This is a genomic window from Lacinutrix sp. MedPE-SW (assembly GCF_001874145.1).
GTDB lineage: Bacteria > Bacteroidota > Bacteroidia > Flavobacteriales > Flavobacteriaceae > Lacinutrix.
On sequence record NZ_MPCX01000001.1, the window covers coordinates 380,500 to 402,813 of the forward strand.

A 22,314-nucleotide genomic window follows, 5' to 3' on the forward strand; every position below is an offset into this window, starting at 1 on the left:
CTATTAATATAAAAAAATGAAAAAAGTAATACTATTATTAGCAATTATTATATCAAGCACAACATTTGCACAAAATGATGCAAAAGCAAAATCTTTATTAAATGAAGTTTCTCAAAAAGTAAAAAGTTATAATAATATAGCCATAGATTTTAAATACGTTTTAGAAAATGCTTCTGAAAACATAAAACAAGAAACACGTGGAGATGTTACCATGCAAGGTGAAAAATTTAAATTAAATATTCTTGGCATTACAAGAGTTTTTGATGGCAGTAAATTATACACAATAAGCCCTGAAGATGAAGAAGTTACTATTTCTTCAGAAAACAGCTCTGAAGAAGGTACAATTACACCTAGTAAAATGTTATCGTTTTACGAAGATGGATTTACTTACAAAATGGATATTACTCAAAATGTTCGTGGCAGAAAAATTCAGTATGTAAAATTAAATCCTATAGACTCTCAAGCTACTATAAAATACATATTATTAGGTATTGATGCAGAAACAAAACACATTTATAACCTAATAGAAATAGGACGTAACGGAACAAAAACAACTTTAACTGTTAATTCTTTTAAAACTAACGAGCCTATCTCGAAAAGCTTGTTTACATTTGACGAAAATAAGTACAAAGATTACTACATAAATAAATTAGACTAAGTCTTTGAGTGAAAATACTAGATAGATACATATTAACTTCTTATCTAAAAACTTTTATCAGCGTGTTTGTTATACTCATGCTGATTTTTGTATTACAAGCTATTTGGCTGTATATCAAAGAATTAGCTGGTAAAGATTTAGATCCTGCAACAGTTGTAAAATTTTTATTTTACATTACTCCTACTTTAATACCTTTAATATTACCATTAACTATTTTGTTAGCATCTATAATGGTATTTGGTAATTTTGCAGAGAATTATGAGTTTGCAGCTATGAAGTCTACAGGTATTTCGCTACAACGAGCCATGTCTGGTTTAAGCGTATTTATAGTAGCATTAAGTATTACTACATTCTTTTTTAGTAATAACGTTATACCTTGGGCAGAATACAATAGCTTTAATTTAAGAAAAAACATAGCCAAAGTAAAACCTGCAATGGCTATTGCAGAAGGCCAATTCAACCAAATAGGTGAAGGTTTTAATATAAAAGTTTCTAAAAAAACTGGAGATCGCGGGCAGTTTTTAGAAAAAGTAGTGATACATCAAAGTCAAAAATCAAAACCAGGAAATTTTAAAACAATAATAGCTGAAAACGGAGAATTAGTAAGTGCAGAAAAATCTGATGTTTTAAAATTAATTCTTTTTAATGGTTATTATTATGATGATACACCACCTAAAAACTATAAAGAACGCTTAAGGAAACCTTTTGCTAAAAGTATATTTGATAAGTACACAATGAATATTGACTTATCGCAATTAAATGCTGTAGATTTAGACGATAAAAGCACAGATAATAAATATTCTATGCTTAATATTTCGCAATTAAATTATACAACAGATTCATTGCATACAGAACGTCAAAAGGTTTATGAACTTTTTGCTACAAATTTAGAAAAGCGAACCAATATAAATACTGTTAACTTATCTGTTGAGCCCAAAAAAGACACTACATATAATGGAAATATTATAGATCTATTTCAAAACAACAGAAAAATACAGCTTTTAGATTACGCCATTAACGCTACTTCGAGTACAACACAAATAATACAAACTAAAGAAGCTAATTTAAAAACAAAATCTAATTGGTTAAATAGACATATTATTGCACTTCATGAAAAATTTGCATTAGCATTTGCCTGTGTTATATTATTTTTTGTTGGTGCTCCTTTAGGCGCTTTAATTAGAAAAGGTGGTTTAGGTTTACCAATGGTAATTGCAATTGTACTTTTTCTTACCTATCATTTTATAGGAATTTTTGCAAAAAACAGTGCTAAAGATGGAACTTTAAATCCTGTTTTAGGCACTTGGTTTTCTACATTAATAATGTTGCCACTTAGTATTTATTTAACCAGAAGAGCTACTGCAGATCGTGGTATTTTTGAATTTGACCATATTACCGTTCCAATAAAAAATTGGTATACAAAACGTTTTGGTAACAAAAAGAAAGCTTTAAAAAACGAATCTAAAAACAATATAGATGCTACTAATAAAGATATAGTAACAAGTAAAAAAACTTTTAAAAATAAAGGTTTAGCTGTTAATGCATTTATAGCATTATTTCTTTTAGTTGCATTTGTAATTCTTCATTTTGTATTTGCTAATAACAAACTACCAGAATTTGCCGTAGCAGCAACACAATTAAGTGCTGTTTCTTTAATTGTAGCTGTATTTTATTTTATAAAATACAAATTCACAAAATAGTTCTATATTTTCTTTACTTACTAGGTAAAAATCAAATCTCTTTTTAAAATAAAACCACAAATAAGCAATATCTTTGCATAATTAAAAGCATGAATATGACGACTAAAACCGAATCTAAAGTGGCATTTAAATTAAATACAATTCAAGAAGCAATTAACGATATAAAAGCTGGTAAAGTAATAATTGTTGTCGATGATGAAGATAGAGAAAATGAAGGTGATTTTTTAGCCGCTGCAGAAACAGTAACTCCAGAAATGATTAATTTCATGGCTACTCATGGTCGCGGTTTAATTTGTGCTCCATTAACAGAGAATCGTTGTAAAGATTTAGGTTTACACATGATGGTAAGTAATAATACAGATCCAATGGAGACTGCATTTACTGTGTCTGTAGATTTAAAAGGTCAAGGCGTTACTACAGGAATTTCTGCCGGAGATCGCTCTAAAACCATACAAGCTTTAGTTAATAACGACACAAAACCATTTGATTTAGCTAGACCTGGTCATATTTTTCCTCTTGTTGCTAAAGAAGGTGGTGTTTTACGTAGAACGGGACATACAGAAGCTGCTATAGATTTTGCACGTTTAGCAGGATTACAACCTGCTGGTGTTATTGTTGAAATAATGAATGAAGATGGTACAATGGCACGTTTACCGCAATTAATAGAAGTTGCTAAAAAGTTTGATTTAAAAATAGTTTCTATTGAAGATTTAGTGGCATACCGTATGGATCATGATTCACTAATTAATAAAAAAGAAGATTTTAATATAGAAACACGTTTTGGTAGTTTTAGACTTCGTGCTTACCAACAAACTACAAACGACCAAGTTCATATTGCTCTTACAAAAGGAGATTGGGCTACTAATGAGCCTGTTTTAACTAGGGTAAACTCTACTTTAGTAAACAATGATATATTAGGTACACTTACTAATAATGCTGATAAAAAATTAGACGATATGTTTCGTGTAATTAACGAAGAAGGAAAAGGTGCTATTTTATTTATTAATCAGCAATCTCAGTCTTTAAATCTTCTTAACCGTCTAAATGTTTTAAAAGAAAAACAAACCGAAGGTAAAATTACCAAAGCACCGGCAATAGCCATGGATAGTAAAGATTTTGGTATTGGTGCTCAAATTCTTCATGATCTAAACATACATAAACTAAAATTAATCTCTAACTCACAACAAACAAAACGAGTTGGTATTATTGGTTATGGATTAGAGATTGTAAAATATGTTGGTTATTAAGGCATAGAACCTTACAATTAACTTTAGGTTTTATAGATATAATAATTGATAATATAAATTCTCGTTTATATTATCATTATTGCTTTATTATTCGTTTTATCACAGTAGTGCCAGAAGTAATTAATTTTAAAATATAAATACCTGATGGTAAATTTTTTAAAGACAAAGTAGAAGGTTTATTTATAACCATTAATTGTTTACCTGTTGCATCAAAAAGCTTAGCTATAGCTATATTATTTTTAGACTTTATAGAAATAGAGTTTTTTGTTGGATTTGGATAAACTATAACCGAGATGTTTTCTGTTTCAATTTCGCCAATACTTAACGTGCTAAACATTACAGACGAATATCCAGGTTCATATCCTCCAAAATAATCCTGTGTGGTTGAATTATCTATATTAGAATTGTAAAAACTATCTAAAACGCCCATAGCGCCAATAGCAACAGGATCTGCATTATCTAAAAATGTCATTTCTCCTGAACTTGGCATATTAGTAACCGAAAATGAGACTAAATCTATATGCTCACCATTTACATGAGATATTAAAGATTGTCCTGGAGGATTATTAAATTGAAACACATCTCTACTTCCATCTCCCAAACCTTGACTTGTTAAAAAAGCTGCATCATATTCTTGTAAACTCCAAACACGTCCTGGCAACAAGCTATTTGCATTAATCAAATCTGCAGATCCTGCTGGCATTGTTAAGGTAAAACCCATATCTGAAGCATCGGTACCAGCATCAAAATCTGGTATAGCTACAATTTTAAAATTATAATTATCTGTATGTACTATACCGTAAGTATAGGATTGTGCATTAATATTAATTGAAAAAAATAATAATGCTAAAATTGAGTAAAAAATTTTCATAATTTTTGTTTTATTTGGATTAATTAATAGCGTTTTATGTTGTTTAATTTCCCTCAGGAATAGTTGTATTTATTGTAAATGTTGGTGAGGCAAAACCATTTTCTGGATGCTGTAATACATTATCTTTAATAATATTACTATCATTATTAGAGCCTGAAAAACGACCACTGCCAGACATATCTGCGTCTATAAGCAAGTAACCAATAGATGTATAAGTTGCAGAATTAAAGCTGTTTAATGGATCGTTTAATATGTCATCTTTAATAATATTAGCATCGTTATTTGGACCAGAAAAACGAATTTGACCATTAGAATTAGTATCACCTGTCCATAATGCTAAATCGCCATTTGCAAGTATAACTTGGGCATTATTGCCATAAGTAGCTGTGGCATTTGAGGTGAAGTTTATAGCAGTCCCAGTTTCTGTAACCGCTACAGGATTTGCACTCATAACACCTAAGTGATTTCTATGTTTTAAAACGATGTAATAATTTTTAGGAATAATGCCTAAAGAAATATCTGAAACACCATCTAATGCAACCACATCTCCATCACGTTGTAGTAATACAGATGTGCCTTTTATAATATTAGAAACATCTGTTTCGTCTCTAAACTCTAACCAAACCCAATCTACAATATCATCTTCAAAAGCACCAAGACTAGATGTTCCTCCAAGATTAAACACATTTGCATCAACCGTTTTTCCATCTCCAAAAGGAGAAACTACAGGTAACAAACCTAAATCTCTTAAATCATCATTCATTAATCCTGTTGTTTCAGAATTTATAATTGCGCCTTGAAGAAATACTTTTGGATTAATTTTTATTTTTATTACACGAGTTATAAAGCCTTCAGAAATTTGAATAGTTGATGACGATCGCTCTGCTACATTTACCTCTCCAATGGTATAAAGCATATTAATGTTTCCACTTGTAGAGTTTGCGCCACCGCTATCTATACTAAACCTTTCTATAGATTGAGTGTTTCCAAAAAATGGTAAAATCAGGATAACTAAAATGATAATTATAGTTTTCATAATAATAAATTTTAAAATGATTTTTATTGAAAAGTTGTAAATTGAAACTCGCCTTGTATTGGTGCTCCCGCTGAATTATAGAGATATACCAACATATTTCCATTTTGGCTGCTAACACGACATCTGTGTATTGAAGAAGAAGAAGCCGTTACATTTGATGCGAAAGATCTATAAAAATAATCAACATTAGAAATCGTTATTTCATACCTATTTAAACTTGCATTCCAAATCACACTAAAGTTTCCAGAACCCGATGATACTGTACCATTAGATATCACAAACCCATAAGCAACTGGTCCAACAGCTGCAGTTGTTTGAGTGGTATTATCTTCAAATTGTATAGATTTAAACTCTGCAGAACCATCAGAGTTAATTGCTGCTACAATAGAACCTCCATTTTCCATTTCAATAAATTGTGATCCTGATGTAGAACCTTCAGGAACTTTCAGTTCTAACAAATCTTTTCCCGTTGGATGATCAAATGTTTCAATTCTAACAGTATTCTCGATACCAGTTGCTTGTAATACAGAAAAAGTATTTATTGGATTTACAATACCAATACCTACACGACCTTCGTTTTCTGCCATTAAAATATCTCCATTAGATTTTAATTTAAATCTAACATCACTAGAAACTAAGTCATTATTAGAGCTAGTAATTTGAAATTCATTACTAACGTCACTAGTAATAGACCAATCTGTTATCGATGGGTTTGGGTGAAAAAGTTCTAAGGATGAAGTACCAATAGGAGATGTAACACGAGCAGACGTATTATCTGTTCCAGAACCTACAATATCTAATTTGGCATTAGGTAAATTGGTACCAATACCTACATTACCTTCATTATAAAAAGTGTTATTACCATTAATGTCCCAAACTTTATTCTCTATATCTTTAGCAACTAGAGCATAAGGAACTGCTTTAAATTGTGTTGTTCCCAAATCTACTAAACCAGATCCCGTATTAATTTGTACATTAAGAAAATGCTCATCATCTTGCCAATTTATACTAGAAAAATTACCTGCTGTAACACCTTCGCCTATATTAACTATTATAATACCGTTAGCATTGGTATTAATGGTGTGGCTTTCTTGATAAACATTATTTGTAAGAGCTGCACCCTCATAAATTATAAACTGAATACTTATAGGTTGTGATGCCAAAATATTACCTGATGCATCTTTTACAAGTGCTTTATAATTTATACTATTTTGCGCATAGCTGCTTAGTAGAAATAAAAATGTAATTAATAATGTTAAAACAATTTTATGAATTAAGTCATTATTACCTTGCCTTAATTGATGGTTACTTTTTGAAAATGTCATAATTTTTGGTTTTTTTGAAATGGTTAATAGCTATTCATTTCCTATTTATGTCCCAAAAATTAAAAGGTTAACATTTTTGTTAAAAAAATAAAACAAAAAAATCCCTTTTAAACCTAAGTCTAAAAGGGATTTATAATCTCTAATTATATTTTTAGAGAGAATTTAAAATGGCTTCTTTCATTTTTAATGCTCTACTTCTAACCTCTTCTTCTGTCCACGATAATTTAATTAGGCAAGAAATATTTCGACCAATATAATGATCACTTTGAGTAAATGTTTTTTTACTCAATAAACTTAAAGAATCTTTTATTTCTTTAGATAAAGGGTATAAAGATTTAGCGTCTTTTAAATGATTCCATTTTCTAACATAATGCCAATTATTATCGTAATAATTCCAACAAACATCTACTCCATTTTCTTTAAAAGCTGCAATTGTTTTTCTTGCTATTTCTAAATCTGGTAAATAGAAATTAAAAAAAGCATAACTTTCTTCGCCTCCTTTTGGCACAGTTCTAAAAGTAACTTCTGGAATTTCAGCAAGTGTCTCTCTTAAAATTGTATAATTTTTTTTCTGAACTTCTAAAAACTCTGGTAGTCTTTTAATTTGAGCTAAACCAACTGCAGCGTGTAGTTCTGAAATTCTAAAATTATAGCCTAAAAAAGGATGCGTTTCTGCGCCTCTATCATTACCAATGTGGTCATGCCCATGATCACTAAAATGGTCGGCGTTTATATAATATTGTTTGTTATTTGTTATAACCGCTCCACCTTCACCACAGGTTACAGTTTTCACAAAATCGAAAGAAAAACAACCTAAATCTCCTATACTTCCAAGTGGTTTATTGTTGTAACGACCTCCAATAGCTTGACATGCATCTTCAACTAAAAGTAGATTATACTTATTACAAACTTGCGATAGAGCATCCATATTAGCCATACTACCACACATTTGCACAACCATTACAGCTTTTGTTTTTGATGTAATTGCAGCCTCTACAGCTTTTGCATCTAAACCTAAAGTATCATCTATATCAACAAGCACAGGAATTGCACCTAGTAATAAAATAGCTTCAAAACTAGCTACAAAAGTAAATGTTGGCATAATAACTTCATCTCCTGCTCCAACACCTGCACTAGCTAATGCTACAGAAACAGCAGAGGTTCCATTAGAAACTAATTGTACATAATCGCTCTCTAAAGTTTTTTGTAATTCTGCTTCTAAGGCTTTAGCTTTCCAGTGTCCATTACGCATACCATCAAAACCATAACGCATTAAAACTCCATTATCTAATACATCTTGTAATTCTTCTCTTTCTAAATCTCCAAAGCGTTCAAATCCTGGCATAACTTTTATTATATTTTTCTCAAAAATACTTCTATTTCTAAAATTAAAAAAGCCTCTTAAAACAAAGTTTAAAAGGCTTTTAATATATTAAAATAACTTATTTAATACTTTTCTATAATTCCATCAATAAAAGCAAAATGTCTATCTGTTTCTCTAAGAAAAGTATAACCCGATAATTCTCCAATTACATTTAAGTTTTTATTTAAAACAACTAAATTTGGATAACCTCCATTTTTATTATATTTCTTAACTAGAACTTTGTTTTTAACTTTTTGTTCTGGAGTTATTATATCTATACGTCTTGGCATATCTACTTTTAATAAAACAAAATGTTTTGCTTTTTCTTCAAAAGCATCTGTATTAAAAAAATCTTTCTTAAGTAATTTACATGGTCCACACCAATCACTCCCAGTAAAATAAATTAATATTGGCTTGTTTGAACTAACAGATTCTTGTTTTGCTTCTTCTAAATCTAACAACCAATTTAGATTAGATATTTCTTCGTTTTGTGAAAAACCAATTGTAGATATACAAATGGATAGTATTAGTAGTAGATTTCTCATTGTTTTAAACTTATAAACTGTACAATATTATAAAAAAAATATTATATACAATAATCTTGCCAACTTATTAACTTAAAGCTTTATCACACTATCTTTAAGTTCTTTACGTACTTTTTTAAGTTTAGACATATAATCATTTTCTGCTCTGTAGCCTATTGGCATAACCAACACTGATGAAAGATTTTTAGAAGACAAATTCAAAATTTTGTCGTAATCTTTATTTGTAAATCCTTCCATTGGGCAAGCATCGACACCTTCTAACGCACATACTGTTAATAAATTTCCCATTGCTAAATAAGCTTGCTTTACAGCCCAGTTAAGAATTTCCTGTTTCTCTTTCTTTTCAAAATCTTCAATTAAAAAATGTTTAAAAGGATCTAAAATAGCATCAGGAGTATTTCTTATTTTTTTAACAAGATTAAAATAACTTTCAATATATTTTTTATCGATTAAAGTATCTATACAAAAAACTAAAACATGAGATGCTTGAGCCACCTGTACTTGGTTCATAGAAAACGCTACCAATTCTTTTTGCTTTGTTTTATCCTCTATAACAAGTAGTTTTATAGGTTGTAAACCATAGGATGTGGCTGTTAAATTAAAAGCTTCTAAAATTGTTTCTAATGTTTTGTTAGAGACTTTTTTAGACGGGTCAAATTCCTTAGTTGCATATCTCCACTTTAACGCATCAATTACATTCATAAAATAGTATACTTTATGCAAAAATAGGATTACATTCGTTATAAAGCTAAAAACTATAAGTATTTACAATAAAAATTAAAAAATGAGAACAACTCAAGAACTTATTAACGACTCTGAAACTAAAATTTTTAAAGCAATATTTCCAAATACAACAAATCATTACAATACATTATTTGGAGGTACTGCACTTCATATGATGGATGAAGCATCATTTATATGTGCCACAAGATTTAGCAGAAAAAAAGTTGTTACTATTTCTACTGATAAAATAGATTTTGAAAAACCTATACCTGAAGGCACAATTGTAGAATTAGTTGCACGAATACACAAAGTTGGAAACACTAGTTGTACAGTAAAAGTTGATATTTTTATGGAAAACATGTATAATTATGAAAGAGAATTAACTGTTACCGGTTTCTTTAAGTTCGTGGCTGTCAACGAACAAATGAAGCCAATACCTATTTTAAATTAATTTTTTTAAAAAAATCACAAAATTTATTTGAAAAGAAAGAAAAAGGACACTATATTTGCAGCCGCATTCAGGCAAATAGCTTGATAAGGCACTCAGGAGAAATGGCAGAGTGGTCGAATGCGGCAGTCTTGAAAACTGTTGAGGGTCACACCTCCGGGGGTTCGAATCCCTCTTTCTCCGCAAAACCCTTGTTAATCGTTTGATTTTCAAGGGTTTTATTTTTTAGCACCAATAAAGGCGTCTGTTTTACTATAATTAATCTATATTAAATTGAATCTAACCACCTAAATTTAGATGAAATAGTGAAATATTGAATTAATTAATAAATTTTACTTCATCAGTAATTGTTACAACACCTCATTATATTTTAGAACTAAATAATTCCTTAATAATAGAGTGAGTATACATCTAAAGATTCTTCAGGATAAGTAAACTTTAATAAACCATTAATATCATTTTCATTGAAATCTGATGATAACCAATTATGAATATATTCATTATAAAGAAATACTGGTTACATTTTTTTCATTGTAAATTTTTATAAATAACGGATAGACATTCTTTGCTGAAAAAATAAACCTAATAAATTTATCGATTACCGTATATGATTTTATTTGTTCATTTTTTTTACTTGAAGACACTAGGCTCAAACACCTAGTACAAGCATATTATTTCTCTCCTGATGAATAACTAGCATATTTGAATAAGAAAAACCATTTAGACAATAATTTGATTTATTTAAAATTGATCTAAAATCTTCATTACTTAAAGCAACCTGATTTTGCTTTTCTATTTTTCTTGTCTTATACCTTATAAATCATCACGTGTGCTTCTATAGCATATCTGGTACTAAATTTGTTAAACTACGTTTTTTTGGTTACCGCTAAAAAGCTGAATTTGCTGTAAAAAACTTATCAGAACGCCGTATACAAGTTATACCTTACATGTCTTTTGTTTTAGATAGTCTGATTTATTTAAACTATCTTTAGTTTTGGATATGAGTCGGTACGACTCGTATACATAACCGTTATAAATAATTTTATGAAATCAATTTATTCTTTAACAATATTACTCACTATGTTATCCTTTAATATTAGTAGTGGGCAAAATTATGATTTTGATATACTAACAAATAGCACATTTTCGACGCAAAATTTCCCTAATCAAGAAAGAACTCATCTTTTTAATTCAAGTGATTTCTCTTACTACATGAGGTTTTACAGTCTAAATGACTCCTTAAAATCAAGATTATATGACACAAAAAACAAACAAATTCATACCTTTTTTGTTGACAGTACGGATTCTATGAAATTGAAATACTTGAAAACTTTAAACATAGTAAAAAATGATATAAAATATTACTTTGACTTTTCTGAAATAAAGACAAAGAAAAATCACAAAGAAATAATCTTTAAAATTTTAAACGAAAAGAAAAGAAAAATTGGAAATTATAAATTCAAAATAAAAGAATCAAAAAAAAACTTTTTCCAAATTTTTAAACACTCTGCGACAGAACTTTTTTTACTTAAAAAAATAGAAGCTCCGTATAATTTTACTGTATTAAAAGCAAAAGGAAGAAATACTCATGGAAATATGATTAAGTATGAATTGAAATCATTGGAAAAAATTAGTTTATCAGTATCTCTTCCAAGTAAGTAAACTATTTACAACAAAGGCTATAATCCATTGCTATGTTAATGCAAAAACCTAAATTAGTGAAAAAATAAATGGATTGATCCCTACTCTGAAAATCCTTCGGATTTTCGCCGCAACGGAATCATAGCTCAACCGTTAGCAAATATCACATATAACTATAAAATGAAATTAAGAGATGAGTTACTTCCAAATGCTTCTAATAAAAGAATCAATTTTGTACTCTCTAAAATTAAGGAAATTGAAACTCATTTAAACGATACTAACAAAGTAAATAAGTTAATTAATGAACTTAATAAATTTAGTTTCAGAAATTATGACAAACAATATTTCCAAAATTTTAGAGCATATGAAAAAATAGAAGATGTAGCTAGAAATATAGCTCAAATACCACCTAAAAGAACAAATATTTCTGATAAAGAACTAGTTGAGATTATCGATCGAATTAGAAATGACGATATAAATTCACATTTTTACTATGAAATTATTGATGTAAATATTAGTTACGGTGCTGCTAGTGAAATTATTGATTTTCCTGAAAACCAAGGTTTAAAAACCTCTAAAGATATCGCTACTTTTATTAGATACTGTAGATAGAATTAAATGTGTTTTTAAGAACATATCTTTTTAAAAAACAGACTTTAAAGAAAAATTGAAAAGTTTTATAAAATTGATTAATTTTAAAAATTTAAGACAAAAGCAGTTGCCAACAAATAATTAAGATAAAAAAACAACTCTACTTCGGTCACACTCAGCATAGGCTTTTAAGCTAATTTTGAGCTAGAATTCTCATTGTAGAGTCTTTCATGTTTTCCGCTTTCGCAAAAGCGTAATTAATTGCAAATAAGTGTAAATTTAAATAAATCAAAGAATAAATAAAGCACAAAGTTATATATGAAACATTCTAAAATTATAACTATACAGCATATAATTGTGTTATTATTTTTTTTATGTACTACACACTCTATATCTTCTCAGTCTAATAACTCATTAGAAAGTTTTAGAATTAAATCTAAAATCGGTTCATTAAAGGTAGACTTAAGTATTTTTTATAGACGAGATGTTTCTAGCCACAAATATTATAGCAACCTTTCCTCTCAAGATTCAATTAATTACAAAATGCCCTCAGACACAATATTAAGAAGAGTTAGAATATTTAAGCTTACTATAAATCAAAAAACATCAATAGGCGATTATAAAAATTCTATTATAAAAAATGTTAGGCTTGAGTATAAATATAAAGATAAAATTGTCCATGTAGAAAATGAAAAACTTAATCGACCAAAACAGAATATAACTCTATGGAAAGGAAAAAGTAATAGTAAACCTGAGCGTGTAAATAAAATAGATCAAGTTCTAATTATCTTAACATCAGAGAACCGTAATAAACTTAAAAATTCAAAATATATTGTGAATTTTTAAGTTTATTATATTAAGAAATAGTCAAGGTAAGCTATAATAACAGTAAACTTTAAAAATATGAATAAGCTAAATTATTTATCACCTAATTGTGGTTATAGCATTCTAATAAAGTTATCAAAATTGTTTGGAGATTTTGTCCAATTAAATCAAGACGGTTTTGATATTTTAAAATATTGTTCCACAAAGGCTCACGAAGAAATTTAACATCCTTAAAATTTAATCAACACCTATTCAATACAGCTCATTTAGACCACACAACATTTTTAATCAATAACTTATGAAAACCACACATTTTATCCTTGTAACATTCTTACTTTTTCCACTATTATCTTACACTCAAACTGATGATAACCCAATTTTTAAATCTTTTTGGAATAATCTAGAACAAAAAACAAGACCACAATTTGAAGAAAATGTTAATGCCTTATATACTTTAGACAGACTTAAATTTAAAATAGATAAAATACAAGCGTTTAAAAATCAATATAATAAATTGCATAACCAGCTAGAAGAAACAAGAAAGCTATACTATTCAATTAAAGAAGAGCCAATACCTGCTGGTTTAGAAAAACAATCAATTCAAAATTTTGTCTATAAATTATTCCAAAAACATATTGAATCTATAGATGATAAAAGTTTGAAAGTAAATAATTTTCAAAATAATTTTATTTATTTAACCGAAATGACTGGTACAAATAAAGTAATTGAAAATGAGACCGATTTAGATAAAATTATGAAAATCTATATTGGTTTTGAAAATCTTACTAAATATCATAATTACCTTGTAGACAGAAGCACTAGTATGTATTCTAGTTTTGAGTTAAAACTAAAGGATGAAACTGGAAAATATGATGAAAATGCTATTACGTGTAATGAGATTAAAGAGACTTTAGTACTTTGTGATGAATTTGAAGAAAAAGCTAGATACCCATACCTTAAAGATATCGATTCTATATCCATACGTTTTGAATTACTTCCTAAAAAACACCAAAATTTTGAAGTTATACCAATAAGATTAAGAAATGATGTTAGTCAAAAAATCAATAAATTAATTTTAGAATATAGAGGTCAAGAGTCTACAAGCTATTATGATTATTCACCTAGTGATCTTTTTGATAAGTTCAATACAGATTTCACAGCAAGATTAAGAGAGAAAGCTCAAAGAATTAAAAAAAGAAAATGTTTGTAGATTATTAAAAAACTCTTATTCTAAATCTTATTGTTTTTTATTTATAGCAATGTGATTGTAAATTTAAAGACGTTTATAATTCATTACTAATAAAAGCCTACTTACTAAAATCCTCACGGATTTTCTATTTGGTTTGTATTTGCTAAATTAGGTGCTTAAAACATGCAACAAACCATATACAAAACCGTTGTGGTGCATATAACAAAAATGACGTACACTTTTGATATTAATCAACTTTATATTCTAAATACTTTGATTTTTGATTCGAGAATTGAATACTCTGACCTAAATTCGGAATTGAAAAATGGTTCTGTAGAATATCCAATTGAAAGACGAACTTTTGAAAATGTTACACGTAAAAAAAACTTACGCGGAACCAAAACGAAATACAACGGAAAAAGTTCAATTTTAAAATTCAGCGGAATAAAATCAGTTTCGATTACAAAAGAAAATAATAATTTCAAAGACAATCATTTTATCCAAAATATTGAGCTGAATTCAGAGAAAAGCGTGGTTGAATTAACTACTGCTTTCGGAATTGTTGTTGAATTTAATATGTCTGAATTATTTTGTGCAGAATTAATTGACTTGAAAGATTCTGAATTTGGAAAAGGTACAAGCTCTGGAAAACATGGATTTACGAAAGAGGAATGGAACGAATATTTGAAAAAAGAAAAATACGTGCTACAACAAAGAACTGAGTAAAAAACAAGCTATTTTAAGCTAATTTTTGAAACAAAGTTTGCATCATAAGCCAACCCACTTTTTGCAATAACAAATAATACTCTTTTTTTAGTAGTTTTTTTAAAACCCTTGGTAATCATTTTATTTTCAAGGGTTTTTATTTTATCTATTTTAAAAGTTGACAATTCACTATCTTTATCGTGCTAAAAAAGATAAATTTGATCTACACAATTATTGATGTTGAAACTTCTGGTCGTACTAACCGTATTACAGAAATCTCAATTTTTAAATACCACGACAATAAAATAATTGATGAGTTTACATCTCTGGTAAACCCTAACTGTTACATTCCAGAACATATAACAGCATTAACAGGCATAGACAATGGTACTGTTGCAAATGCACCAGAATTTAGTGAAATAGCAAAACAAGTAATAGAGATTACAAAAGACTGTATTTTTGTAGCCCATAATGTTAATTTCGATTATAATGTAATTAGAAATGAATTTAAAAACTTAAATATAGAATTTTCAAGAAAAAAATTATGTACAGTTAGACTTAGCCGTAAACTCCTTCCTGGACACCGTAGCTATAGTTTAGGTAAACTTTGTAAAGACCTAAATATTAGTATTAATGGTAGACATAGAGCTCGTGGTGATGCAGAAGCAACAGTTATTCTATTTAAAAAACTTCAAGCACAAGAAAACGCAAAAGAAATATTTTTAAAATTTTTAAATAAAAATAGTAAACAAGCAACCTTACCGCCTAACTTACCAAGTGAAGTTTTTAACAATTTACCAAACAGTACTGGAATTTATTTTTTTAAAAATAAAAAAGGCAAAATAATTTATGTTGGTAAAGCTAAAGACATAAAAAAAAGAGTCTTAAGTCATTTTTACAGTAAAGCACAAAAATCTTTAGACATGGTTAGAGAGACAGCACATATAGATTTTGAACTGTCTGGGAGTGAATTTATTGCTTTACTAATGGAAGATGCTGCTATAAAACACCATTATCCTCAATATAATAAAGTTGCTAAAAAAACACCAAAAGGCTTTTCGTTATTTAGCTATCAAGACAGAAATGACATTATGCATATAGCTATTAATAATAGCAAAGCAACACCAAAACCAATAATTACTTTTTATAGTATTAGAGAAGCTAGATTATATTTAGAACAAATTTGTGATACATTTAATCTCTGCCCAAAATTTTGCCATCTACAAGAAAATGTAGAGACATGCTCTCACTATTTAATAAAAAACTGTAAAGGGATTTGTAAAGGTGAAGAAACTGTAAAAAATTATAATAATCGTGTAACCAATGCAATTATAGAAATAGTTAATACAAGTAAAGATGCTATTTTAAAAGAAAAAGGCCGAAACGAAAATGAAGAAGCATTTGTAATGGTAAAAAATGGAAACTATTTAGGTTACGGTTTTATAGACAAAAGCGAACAAATTACACACGAAAGTCAATTAGAAAATTTCCTTATAAAACAAAAAGACAATAGCGATATACAAAATATACTAAGAAAGAAATTATTAAAATAAATTGTAAACACAATACTTCGGCATAATTAGTGTTTACATTATTTATATTTGAACTTAAATTCTATTTATGAAACATCTATTTTTACTATTAGCAATTAGCTTTTCATTATTAACAAAAGCACAAAATAATGCTTTTCAAGCTGGCGAGAAACTAACTTTTACAGCAGGCTATAACATGTCTGGTTTAATGACGGATTTTGCACAAGTCACTATGGAAACTAGTAGCGTAAAAACAAGTAAATCTACATTATTAAGATTAAAATGTAAAGCAACAACATACTCTAAATGGGACAGTTTTTTTAAAATTAGAGACCTTTATGAAAGCTACGTAAACCCAAAAACACTAACACCATATTTATATAAAAGAGAAATTGATGAAGGTGGACATTATAAATACATGAAATATAATTTCAATCCTATATCTAATAGTATTAAAAGTCAAATGAAAAAAAGACGCAGTAACGGTACAATTTGGGAAGTTAATAAAAATTATGGCATTTCTGGAAACACTAAAGATATTGTAACTACAATTTATCATTTACGCAGCTTAGATATTAAAAAAGCATCAATTGGAGATAGTGATACTTTTACAGTATTATTTGATAATGAAGAGAAAAAATTTAAATTTACTTTAGTAGGTATAGAGACTATTAATACTGCTTTAGGTAAAAAAGAATGTTTTAAACTTAGAATTAGTCTTGTAAATAGTGATGTTTTAAAAGGTAGCGGTAATTTATTATGGCTAACGGCAGATGAAAACAAAATACCAGTATACGCAAAATTTAAAGTAGCTGTTGGAAGTGGAGAATTAAAAATTAAAAGTGCAACTGGTTTAAAAAATTAAAAAACATGAGAAAAACTGCAATATATTTAGGATTAATATTTTCAATAATAGCTGTTGTATTAGCAGCATTACCATTTTCAAACTTTGCATTTGTTCCTGCCATATTAGCATTTATATTTGGCTTAATTGCATTTTTTAAATCTAAAACAGGAGTTCATAAAAAATCAACAATACAGCTTATATTTCTATTAACAATAATTGCACTTGCATTAGCCACATACAAATCTGTATATACAGTCACAGAGGTTGGAGATACAGAACAATTAGAACAACGTGAAGACAACTCGTTAGAAGAATCTATAGAAGAATTAGACGATATCGACATATCTGAGTAAGAAAATTACTTCATTTTCAAACAATTTATATATATTTGAATTTCAAAATATTATAAATGAAATTCTTTATTATATATAGTGTTTTTGCCATTGTAGGTTCTTGTGCAGAAACAAAATATTCAACAAAAGTTGAAAATTTAAATAACAGTGTAAAAGTTACAGATAGCTCATTAATTTCTAAATATTCTAAAACTATAACACCAAGCGAATTAGAAAAAAACTTATTTAAGTTTTCTTCAAAAGAATTTCAAGGTCGCGGTGTTAGCCAACCTGGACAAAAAAAAGCAGCAAGCTTTCTAAAAGATTTTTATTTAGAAAATAATATAGAAGTAAACTTACAAACCGTACCTGCTAGTTTTTTACCAGAAAAAATAACAACAGATTCAGAAAATGTTATTGCATACATTAAAGGAGAAGAAAAACCAGAAGAAGTTTTAATAATCTCAGGACATTTAGACCATTTAGGTATTGACAATGACGAAATTTATTTTGGTGCAGACGATAATGGTTCTGGTTCAATGGCCATATTAGAAATCGCTCAAGCCTTTAAAATTGCAGAAAAAGAAGGCCATAAACCCAAAAGAAGCATACTATTTTTACACTTAACTGCCGAAGAAATTGGATTACAAGGTTCACTATATTATACCCAAAATCCAAAATTTGAATTAAGTAAAACCATAGCCAACTTAAATATAGATATGATTGGTCGTGTAGACAAACACCATAGCGACAACCCTAATTATATATATGTTATAGGTGCAGACCGCATTAGTAAAGAGCTTAACTTTATTAACGAAAAAACAAATAATGCATTTACTAACCTAGAGTTAGATTATAAATATAATGCAGAAAGTGATAATAATAGATATTATTACAGAAGTGACCATTATAACTTTGCAAAGCAAAATATACCAGTAATATTCTATTTTAATGGTACACATGACGATTACCATAAACCTACAGATACACCAGAAAAAATAAACTATCCCTTATTAGCAAAACGTTCAAAATTAATTTTTGCTACAGCATGGCAACTAGCAAATAGAGAAAACTTTTTACTACACAATACAGATATATAAATCTAAAAGAAAATAAGACACGTTTTTTCTGTTTTTTTCTCGTATTTTAGACCTTTAATAACAACGTTTAAATTATATGAAAAAAGTAATTTCTCTGTTTTCAATTGCAACATTATTTCTAGCATGCGGAACAACCAATAACACTAAAACTGTAAGCGAAAAAGTTGAAGCTAACCCAACAACTTATGCAAACACAATCACTGCTCAAGACTTAAAAACAGCGCTTTATAAATATGCGTCAGATGAGTTTCAAGGTCGTGAAACAGGACAACCAGGACAAAAATTAGCAGTAGAATTTTTAAAAAATCACTATATTAAATACGGTGTTCCAGCAGCAAAAAAAGATGGAGATTATTTTCAAAATGTACCATTAAAATTAATGAGTGCGCCAGATATTACGGTAACAGTAAATGGTAAAACTTTTAAGCAAGTAGACGACATAGTATCTGTAGGTAGTGGAGATACAAATAAAATAAACACATCCGAAATTATTTATGCAGGTTACGGTATAGACGATGAGAACTACTCAAGCTATACAAACATGGAAGATTTAACCGGTAAAATAGTTTTAATAAAAAACGGTGAACCAAAAAACGAAGACGGAACTTTTGTAATCTCAGGAACAAACGAAGAGTCTAAATGGTCTAACTTCAGGCAACAATTTGCAGCAAAAAAAGACGCAGCACAAAAACGTGGTGCAGCAGCAGTATTCTTTTACTATCCAGATGTTTACAAAATGATTGCTTTTAGATATGGAGCATCATCTGGTAGACTATCGTTAGCCCAAAACAACGATTCGTTTTATTATTTCATGATAAACGAAAACCTAGCAACAAGTCTAGTTCCAGACATAAGCAAAAACACTACAACACAAGCAGTAGCAACAAATATGAGCTTAGATTTTACAAACAAATCACAAGAAGTCTCATCAGAAAATGTAGCAGCAGTAATAAAAGGAACCGAAAAACCAGACGAGTACATAATAATCTCTGCACACTTAGACCACGAAGGAATAAAAGATGGTAAAATATATAACGGTGCAGATGATGATGGATCTGGAACAGTAGCCGTATTAGAAATAGCAGAAGCCTTCGCTAAAGCCAAAAAAGATGGTAATGGCCCAAAGCGCTCAATAGTATTTTTAAACGTAACAGGAGAAGAAAAAGGTCTATTAGGCTCAAGACACTATACAGACAACGACCCAATATTTCCATTAGCAAACACAGTTGCAGATTTAAATATAGACATGATTGGACGTACAGATCCAAAACGTGAAAAGAAAAACAGAAATTATGTTTACCTAATAGGTAGCGATAAGTTAAGTACAGAGTTACACGAAATCTCAGAAGCTGTAAACACCAAGTACATGAATATTGACTTAGACTACAAATACAACGACGAAAACGACCCAAACCGTTTTTATTATAGAAGTGACCATTACAACTTTGCAAAAAACAACATACCAGTAATATTCTATTTTAATGGTACACATGCAGATTATCACAAACCAAGTGACACAGTAGAAAAAATAGAATTCGATTTATTAGAAAACCGCACACGCTTAGTATTCTATACAGCATGGGAATTAGCCAATAGAGAAAATAGAATAGTTGTAGACAAAGCAACCGAGTAAAACAGTATTTGGGCGTTACCAATAGGTCGCGCTATCACTACTCGCTCTCTGCGAGGAGCTCAAACAAACCGTTCTATCGCTAACGCAAAAAAGAAATGCAGGAATTAAATTCCTGCATTTCTTTTTTTTAGTATTGAAAAAGTATTGAAAACAAAAAAAGCCTTCAATAAATTGAAGGCTTTTTGCTTTTGGGTGGAAGACCGGGTTCGAACCGGCGACTTTCGGTACCACAAACCGACGCTCTAACCAGCTGAGCTACAACCACCATTTGTGTGCATTTTTACAATGCGTGTGCAAATGTAATTGAAATCCTTTTTACTACAAAAACTTTTTCAAACATTTTAAAATATTTTTTTTAACTCCCTTACTTTAAATCAAATAGACTATCAACAGTTACGTAACGCTCAACCGTAAAACCTTCTGCATACTCTACTCCTACCAATCTGCCTAAATCTCTGGCTCTATAATTTACACTATCTATAAAAGATTTGCTAGTTATTGGCGTTTCTGGCTCATTACTTTTGCTATTAAAAAACTGTGTACCATAAGCATTTACTGCTTCTTGCTTTTGTTCTATAAAGTTAGAAATATCAACAACAAAATCTGGCTCAATATTTTTCCACTGTATATAATGGTAAACTAATTTAGGTCTCCATTTTTCCTGTAACTCATCATTAATAAATGTTTCTATTTTAATTAGTCCACTTAAAAAACAAGCGTCACTTACTAGCTTACTGCCTTTACCATGATCTATATGTCTATCATCTATAGCATTACACAGTACTATTTCTGGTTGATACTTTCGTATCATTTTTATAATTTCTAGTTGGTGTGTTTTATCATTTATAAAAAAACCATCGGCAAAATTAAGATTCTCTCTAACTGCAACTCCCATAATTTTTGCAGCATCTGCTGCTTCTTGATCTCTAGTTTCTGCCGTACCACGAGTTCCTAATTCGCCACGTGTTAAATCTACAACACCTACTTTTTTACCTTGGGCAATTGCTTTACAAAGTGTTCCTCCAGCTCCTAATTCTACATCGTCTGGATGTGCACCAAAAGCTAATATATCTAATTTCATATTGTTATTACATTTTAAAACATTGGCTATTTACTTTGCCATAGTTCTTGTTCTTTATTATTTAAAAAAGTCCAGGCTACTACTCTACTTTGCTTATTACCTAGACTCATATTTATTACTTTTATAGTGGTTGCACCTAATTTTGTTAAAGATGTTTTCATTGTTTTAACATGATCTTTATTAGACACTAAAATGGTGTACCAAAAACACTGTGTTTTAAACAGAGAACTTTCGTATAAATAATTATGTAAAAAAGCTTTTTCTCCGCCTTTATACCAAAGCTCATTAGCTTGTCCTGCAAAATTTCTTGTTACGGTATCTGTACTTTTCCCTAAGCCTTTTAATTTTCTAGTTGTTGCTGCTATTGCTTCAGCTTCATTTTTATAAAAAGGAGGATTACACAACGTGGCTTCAAATGTATCTTCAGGTTTTAAAATGCCTTTAAAAATTAAATTTTCATCCTTTTGTAAAATTAATTTAATTTCTTCTTTTAAATTATTTTTAGCAATTATGTTTTCCGCAGAAGCGATTGCTTTCTCATTACAATCTGAAGCTAAAAAACGCCAATTATACTCGGCATTACCAAGTAAAGGATAAATACAATTGGCACCTGTACCTACATCTAAAATTTTTGGTACACCTGTTATATTTAGTGTTTTTATTAAATCGTTTAAATAATGAATATAGTCTACTCTTCCTGGTATTGGCGGACATAAATTACCTTCTGGAAATTGCCAATAGTCTATATTATAATATGCCTTTAAAAGGCTCGTATTTAATAATTTTACACTCTCTGGGTTAGCAAAATCTATAGTGCTATTGCCGTGTTTATTTACAAAAATATGTGGTTGTAATTCAGGAAGTACTTTTACAAGTTTTTCTAAATCGTACTGTGCGTTGTGTTTATTATTTTTATGCAAAG

The 22,314-nt window shown here is 29.1% G+C and carries 22 protein-coding genes and 2 tRNA genes; 15 read left to right on the forward strand and 9 right to left on the reverse strand.

Annotated elements, in window-relative coordinates:
- Positions 1-16: 16 nt before the first annotated feature.
- The 3 genes from BM549_RS01715 to ribB all read left to right on the forward strand — a co-directional run bounded on the left by BM549_RS01715 (position 17) and on the right by ribB (position 3,605).
- Complete coding sequence (locus BM549_RS01715) at positions 17-658, forward strand: outer membrane lipoprotein carrier protein LolA (protein WP_290468676.1); 642 nt, start codon at positions 17-19, stop codon at positions 656-658.
- An 8-nt stretch (positions 659-666) separates the two neighbouring features.
- Positions 667-2,358 (forward strand): LptF/LptG family permease, encoded by a 1,692-nt coding sequence (locus BM549_RS01720; RefSeq protein ID WP_290468677.1) that lies wholly within the window; start codon positions 667-669, stop codon positions 2,356-2,358.
- Between the two features lie 95 nt (positions 2,359-2,453).
- Positions 2,454-3,605, forward strand: coding sequence for a 3,4-dihydroxy-2-butanone-4-phosphate synthase (gene ribB, locus BM549_RS01725; RefSeq protein ID WP_290468678.1), 1,152 nt, complete (start codon positions 2,454-2,456; stop codon positions 3,603-3,605).
- A gap of 76 nt (positions 3,606-3,681) precedes the next feature.
- On the opposite strand, the gene BM549_RS01730 is transcribed toward ribB, so the two are convergent.
- The 6 genes from BM549_RS01730 to BM549_RS01755 all read right to left on the reverse strand — a co-directional run bounded on the left by BM549_RS01730 (position 3,682) and on the right by BM549_RS01755 (position 9,447).
- Positions 3,682-4,476 (reverse strand): T9SS type A sorting domain-containing protein, encoded by a 795-nt coding sequence (locus BM549_RS01730; RefSeq protein WP_290468679.1) that lies wholly within the window; start codon positions 4,474-4,476, stop codon positions 3,682-3,684.
- Between the two features lie 43 nt (positions 4,477-4,519).
- Positions 4,520-5,512 carry a hemagglutinin protein gene (locus tag BM549_RS01735; RefSeq protein ID WP_290468680.1) on the reverse strand — a complete coding sequence of 331 codons (993 nt, stop codon included), beginning with the start codon at positions 5,510-5,512 and terminating at the stop codon, positions 4,520-4,522.
- 23 nt (positions 5,513-5,535) lie between these two features.
- On the reverse strand, positions 5,536-6,837 hold the full coding sequence (locus BM549_RS01740) for a hypothetical protein (RefSeq protein ID WP_290468681.1): 1,302 nt from the start codon (positions 6,835-6,837) through the stop codon (positions 5,536-5,538).
- Between the two features lie 151 nt (positions 6,838-6,988).
- Entirely contained in the window at positions 6,989-8,182 is a 1,194-nt protein-coding gene (locus BM549_RS01745) for a DegT/DnrJ/EryC1/StrS aminotransferase family protein (protein WP_290468682.1), read from the reverse strand.
- A gap of 101 nt (positions 8,183-8,283) precedes the next feature.
- Complete coding sequence (locus BM549_RS01750) at positions 8,284-8,745, reverse strand: thioredoxin family protein (RefSeq protein WP_290468683.1); 462 nt, start codon at positions 8,743-8,745, stop codon at positions 8,284-8,286.
- 72 nt (positions 8,746-8,817) lie between these two features.
- Positions 8,818-9,447, reverse strand: coding sequence for an NAD(P)H-dependent oxidoreductase (locus tag BM549_RS01755; protein WP_290468684.1), 630 nt, complete (start codon positions 9,445-9,447; stop codon positions 8,818-8,820).
- Positions 9,448-9,529: 82 nt separating this feature from the next.
- Between BM549_RS01755 and BM549_RS01760 the strand changes: the two genes are divergently transcribed.
- From BM549_RS01760 to BM549_RS01815, 12 genes are all read left to right on the forward strand, one after another.
- A complete protein-coding gene (locus BM549_RS01760; protein WP_290468685.1) occupies positions 9,530-9,919 on the forward strand; it encodes an acyl-CoA thioesterase in 390 nt (129 codons plus the stop codon).
- Positions 9,920-10,014: 95 nt separating this feature from the next.
- A tRNA-Ser gene (locus tag BM549_RS01765) sits at positions 10,015-10,099 on the forward strand.
- Between the two features lie 861 nt (positions 10,100-10,960).
- Complete coding sequence (locus BM549_RS01770; RefSeq protein WP_290468686.1) at positions 10,961-11,578, forward strand: hypothetical protein; 618 nt, start codon at positions 10,961-10,963, stop codon at positions 11,576-11,578.
- 159 nt (positions 11,579-11,737) lie between these two features.
- On the forward strand, positions 11,738-12,169 hold the full coding sequence (locus BM549_RS01775) for a hypothetical protein (protein ID WP_290468687.1): 432 nt from the start codon (positions 11,738-11,740) through the stop codon (positions 12,167-12,169).
- A 297-nt stretch (positions 12,170-12,466) separates the two neighbouring features.
- Complete coding sequence (locus BM549_RS01780) at positions 12,467-12,994, forward strand: hypothetical protein (protein ID WP_290468688.1); 528 nt, start codon at positions 12,467-12,469, stop codon at positions 12,992-12,994.
- A 277-nt stretch (positions 12,995-13,271) separates the two neighbouring features.
- Positions 13,272-14,183 carry a hypothetical protein gene (locus BM549_RS01785; protein ID WP_290468689.1) on the forward strand — a complete coding sequence of 304 codons (912 nt, stop codon included), beginning with the start codon at positions 13,272-13,274 and terminating at the stop codon, positions 14,181-14,183.
- A 162-nt stretch (positions 14,184-14,345) separates the two neighbouring features.
- Positions 14,346-14,888, forward strand: coding sequence for a hypothetical protein (locus BM549_RS01790; RefSeq protein ID WP_290468690.1), 543 nt, complete (start codon positions 14,346-14,348; stop codon positions 14,886-14,888).
- Between the two features lie 197 nt (positions 14,889-15,085).
- Positions 15,086-16,420 carry an exonuclease domain-containing protein gene (locus BM549_RS01795; RefSeq protein ID WP_290468691.1) on the forward strand — a complete coding sequence of 445 codons (1,335 nt, stop codon included), beginning with the start codon at positions 15,086-15,088 and terminating at the stop codon, positions 16,418-16,420.
- 67 nt (positions 16,421-16,487) lie between these two features.
- A complete protein-coding gene (locus BM549_RS01800) occupies positions 16,488-17,264 on the forward strand; it encodes a DUF3108 domain-containing protein (protein ID WP_290468692.1) in 777 nt (258 codons plus the stop codon).
- Between the two features lie 5 nt (positions 17,265-17,269).
- Entirely contained in the window at positions 17,270-17,599 is a 330-nt protein-coding gene (locus BM549_RS01805; RefSeq protein WP_290468693.1) for an FUSC family protein, read from the forward strand.
- Between the two features lie 56 nt (positions 17,600-17,655).
- A complete protein-coding gene (locus BM549_RS01810; RefSeq protein ID WP_290468694.1) occupies positions 17,656-18,678 on the forward strand; it encodes a M28 family peptidase in 1,023 nt (340 codons plus the stop codon).
- 76 nt (positions 18,679-18,754) lie between these two features.
- Positions 18,755-20,311: a M28 family metallopeptidase gene (locus BM549_RS01815; protein ID WP_290468695.1), complete on the forward strand. Its 1,557-nt coding sequence runs from the start codon at positions 18,755-18,757 to the stop codon at positions 20,309-20,311.
- 190 nt (positions 20,312-20,501) lie between these two features.
- On the opposite strand, the gene BM549_RS01820 is transcribed toward BM549_RS01815, so the two are convergent.
- From BM549_RS01820 to rlmF, 3 genes are all read right to left on the reverse strand, one after another.
- Positions 20,502-20,577 (reverse strand) — tRNA-His (locus BM549_RS01820).
- A gap of 98 nt (positions 20,578-20,675) precedes the next feature.
- Positions 20,676-21,392 carry a bacillithiol biosynthesis deacetylase BshB1 gene (gene bshB1, locus BM549_RS01825; protein WP_290468696.1) on the reverse strand — a complete coding sequence of 239 codons (717 nt, stop codon included), beginning with the start codon at positions 21,390-21,392 and terminating at the stop codon, positions 20,676-20,678.
- 26 nt (positions 21,393-21,418) lie between these two features.
- A complete protein-coding gene (gene rlmF, locus BM549_RS01830) occupies positions 21,419-22,312 on the reverse strand; it encodes a 23S rRNA (adenine(1618)-N(6))-methyltransferase RlmF (protein WP_290468697.1) in 894 nt (297 codons plus the stop codon).
- Positions 22,313-22,314: the final 2 nt, after the last annotated feature.

Excerpts from the sequence above, each read along its gene's own strand:
- bshB1 (WP_290468696.1), bottom strand. The coding sequence starts at position 21,392 with ATGAAATTAGATATATTAGCTTTTGGTGCACATCCAGACGATGTAGAA.
- BM549_RS01750 (WP_290468683.1), bottom strand. The coding sequence starts at position 8,745 with ATGAGAAATCTACTACTAATACTATCCATTTGTATATCTACAATTGGT.
- BM549_RS01730 (WP_290468679.1), bottom strand. The coding sequence starts at position 4,476 with ATGAAAATTTTTTACTCAATTTTAGCATTATTATTTTTTTCAATTAAT.
- BM549_RS01815 (WP_290468695.1), top strand. The coding sequence starts at position 18,755 with ATGAAAAAAGTAATTTCTCTGTTTTCAATTGCAACATTATTTCTAGCA.
- BM549_RS01735 (WP_290468680.1), bottom strand. The coding sequence starts at position 5,512 with ATGAAAACTATAATTATCATTTTAGTTATCCTGATTTTACCATTTTTT.
- BM549_RS01800 (WP_290468692.1), top strand. The coding sequence starts at position 16,488 with ATGAAACATCTATTTTTACTATTAGCAATTAGCTTTTCATTATTAACA.
- BM549_RS01760 (WP_290468685.1), top strand. The coding sequence starts at position 9,530 with ATGAGAACAACTCAAGAACTTATTAACGACTCTGAAACTAAAATTTTT.
- BM549_RS01780 (WP_290468688.1), top strand. The coding sequence starts at position 12,467 with ATGAAACATTCTAAAATTATAACTATACAGCATATAATTGTGTTATTA.
- BM549_RS01790 (WP_290468690.1), top strand. The coding sequence starts at position 14,346 with ATGCAACAAACCATATACAAAACCGTTGTGGTGCATATAACAAAAATG.
- BM549_RS01740 (WP_290468681.1), bottom strand. The coding sequence starts at position 6,837 with ATGACATTTTCAAAAAGTAACCATCAATTAAGGCAAGGTAATAATGAC.
- BM549_RS01755 (WP_290468684.1), bottom strand. The coding sequence starts at position 9,447 with ATGAATGTAATTGATGCGTTAAAGTGGAGATATGCAACTAAGGAATTT.
- BM549_RS01715 (WP_290468676.1), top strand. The coding sequence starts at position 17 with ATGAAAAAAGTAATACTATTATTAGCAATTATTATATCAAGCACAACA.
- BM549_RS01745 (WP_290468682.1), bottom strand. The coding sequence starts at position 8,182 with ATGCCAGGATTTGAACGCTTTGGAGATTTAGAAAGAGAAGAATTACAA.
- ribB (WP_290468678.1), top strand. The coding sequence starts at position 2,454 with ATGACGACTAAAACCGAATCTAAAGTGGCATTTAAATTAAATACAATT.
- BM549_RS01810 (WP_290468694.1), top strand. The coding sequence starts at position 17,656 with ATGAAATTCTTTATTATATATAGTGTTTTTGCCATTGTAGGTTCTTGT.
- BM549_RS01785 (WP_290468689.1), top strand. The coding sequence starts at position 13,272 with ATGAAAACCACACATTTTATCCTTGTAACATTCTTACTTTTTCCACTA.
- BM549_RS01770 (WP_290468686.1), top strand. The coding sequence starts at position 10,961 with ATGAAATCAATTTATTCTTTAACAATATTACTCACTATGTTATCCTTT.
- BM549_RS01775 (WP_290468687.1), top strand. The coding sequence starts at position 11,738 with ATGAAATTAAGAGATGAGTTACTTCCAAATGCTTCTAATAAAAGAATC.
- BM549_RS01805 (WP_290468693.1), top strand. The coding sequence starts at position 17,270 with ATGAGAAAAACTGCAATATATTTAGGATTAATATTTTCAATAATAGCT.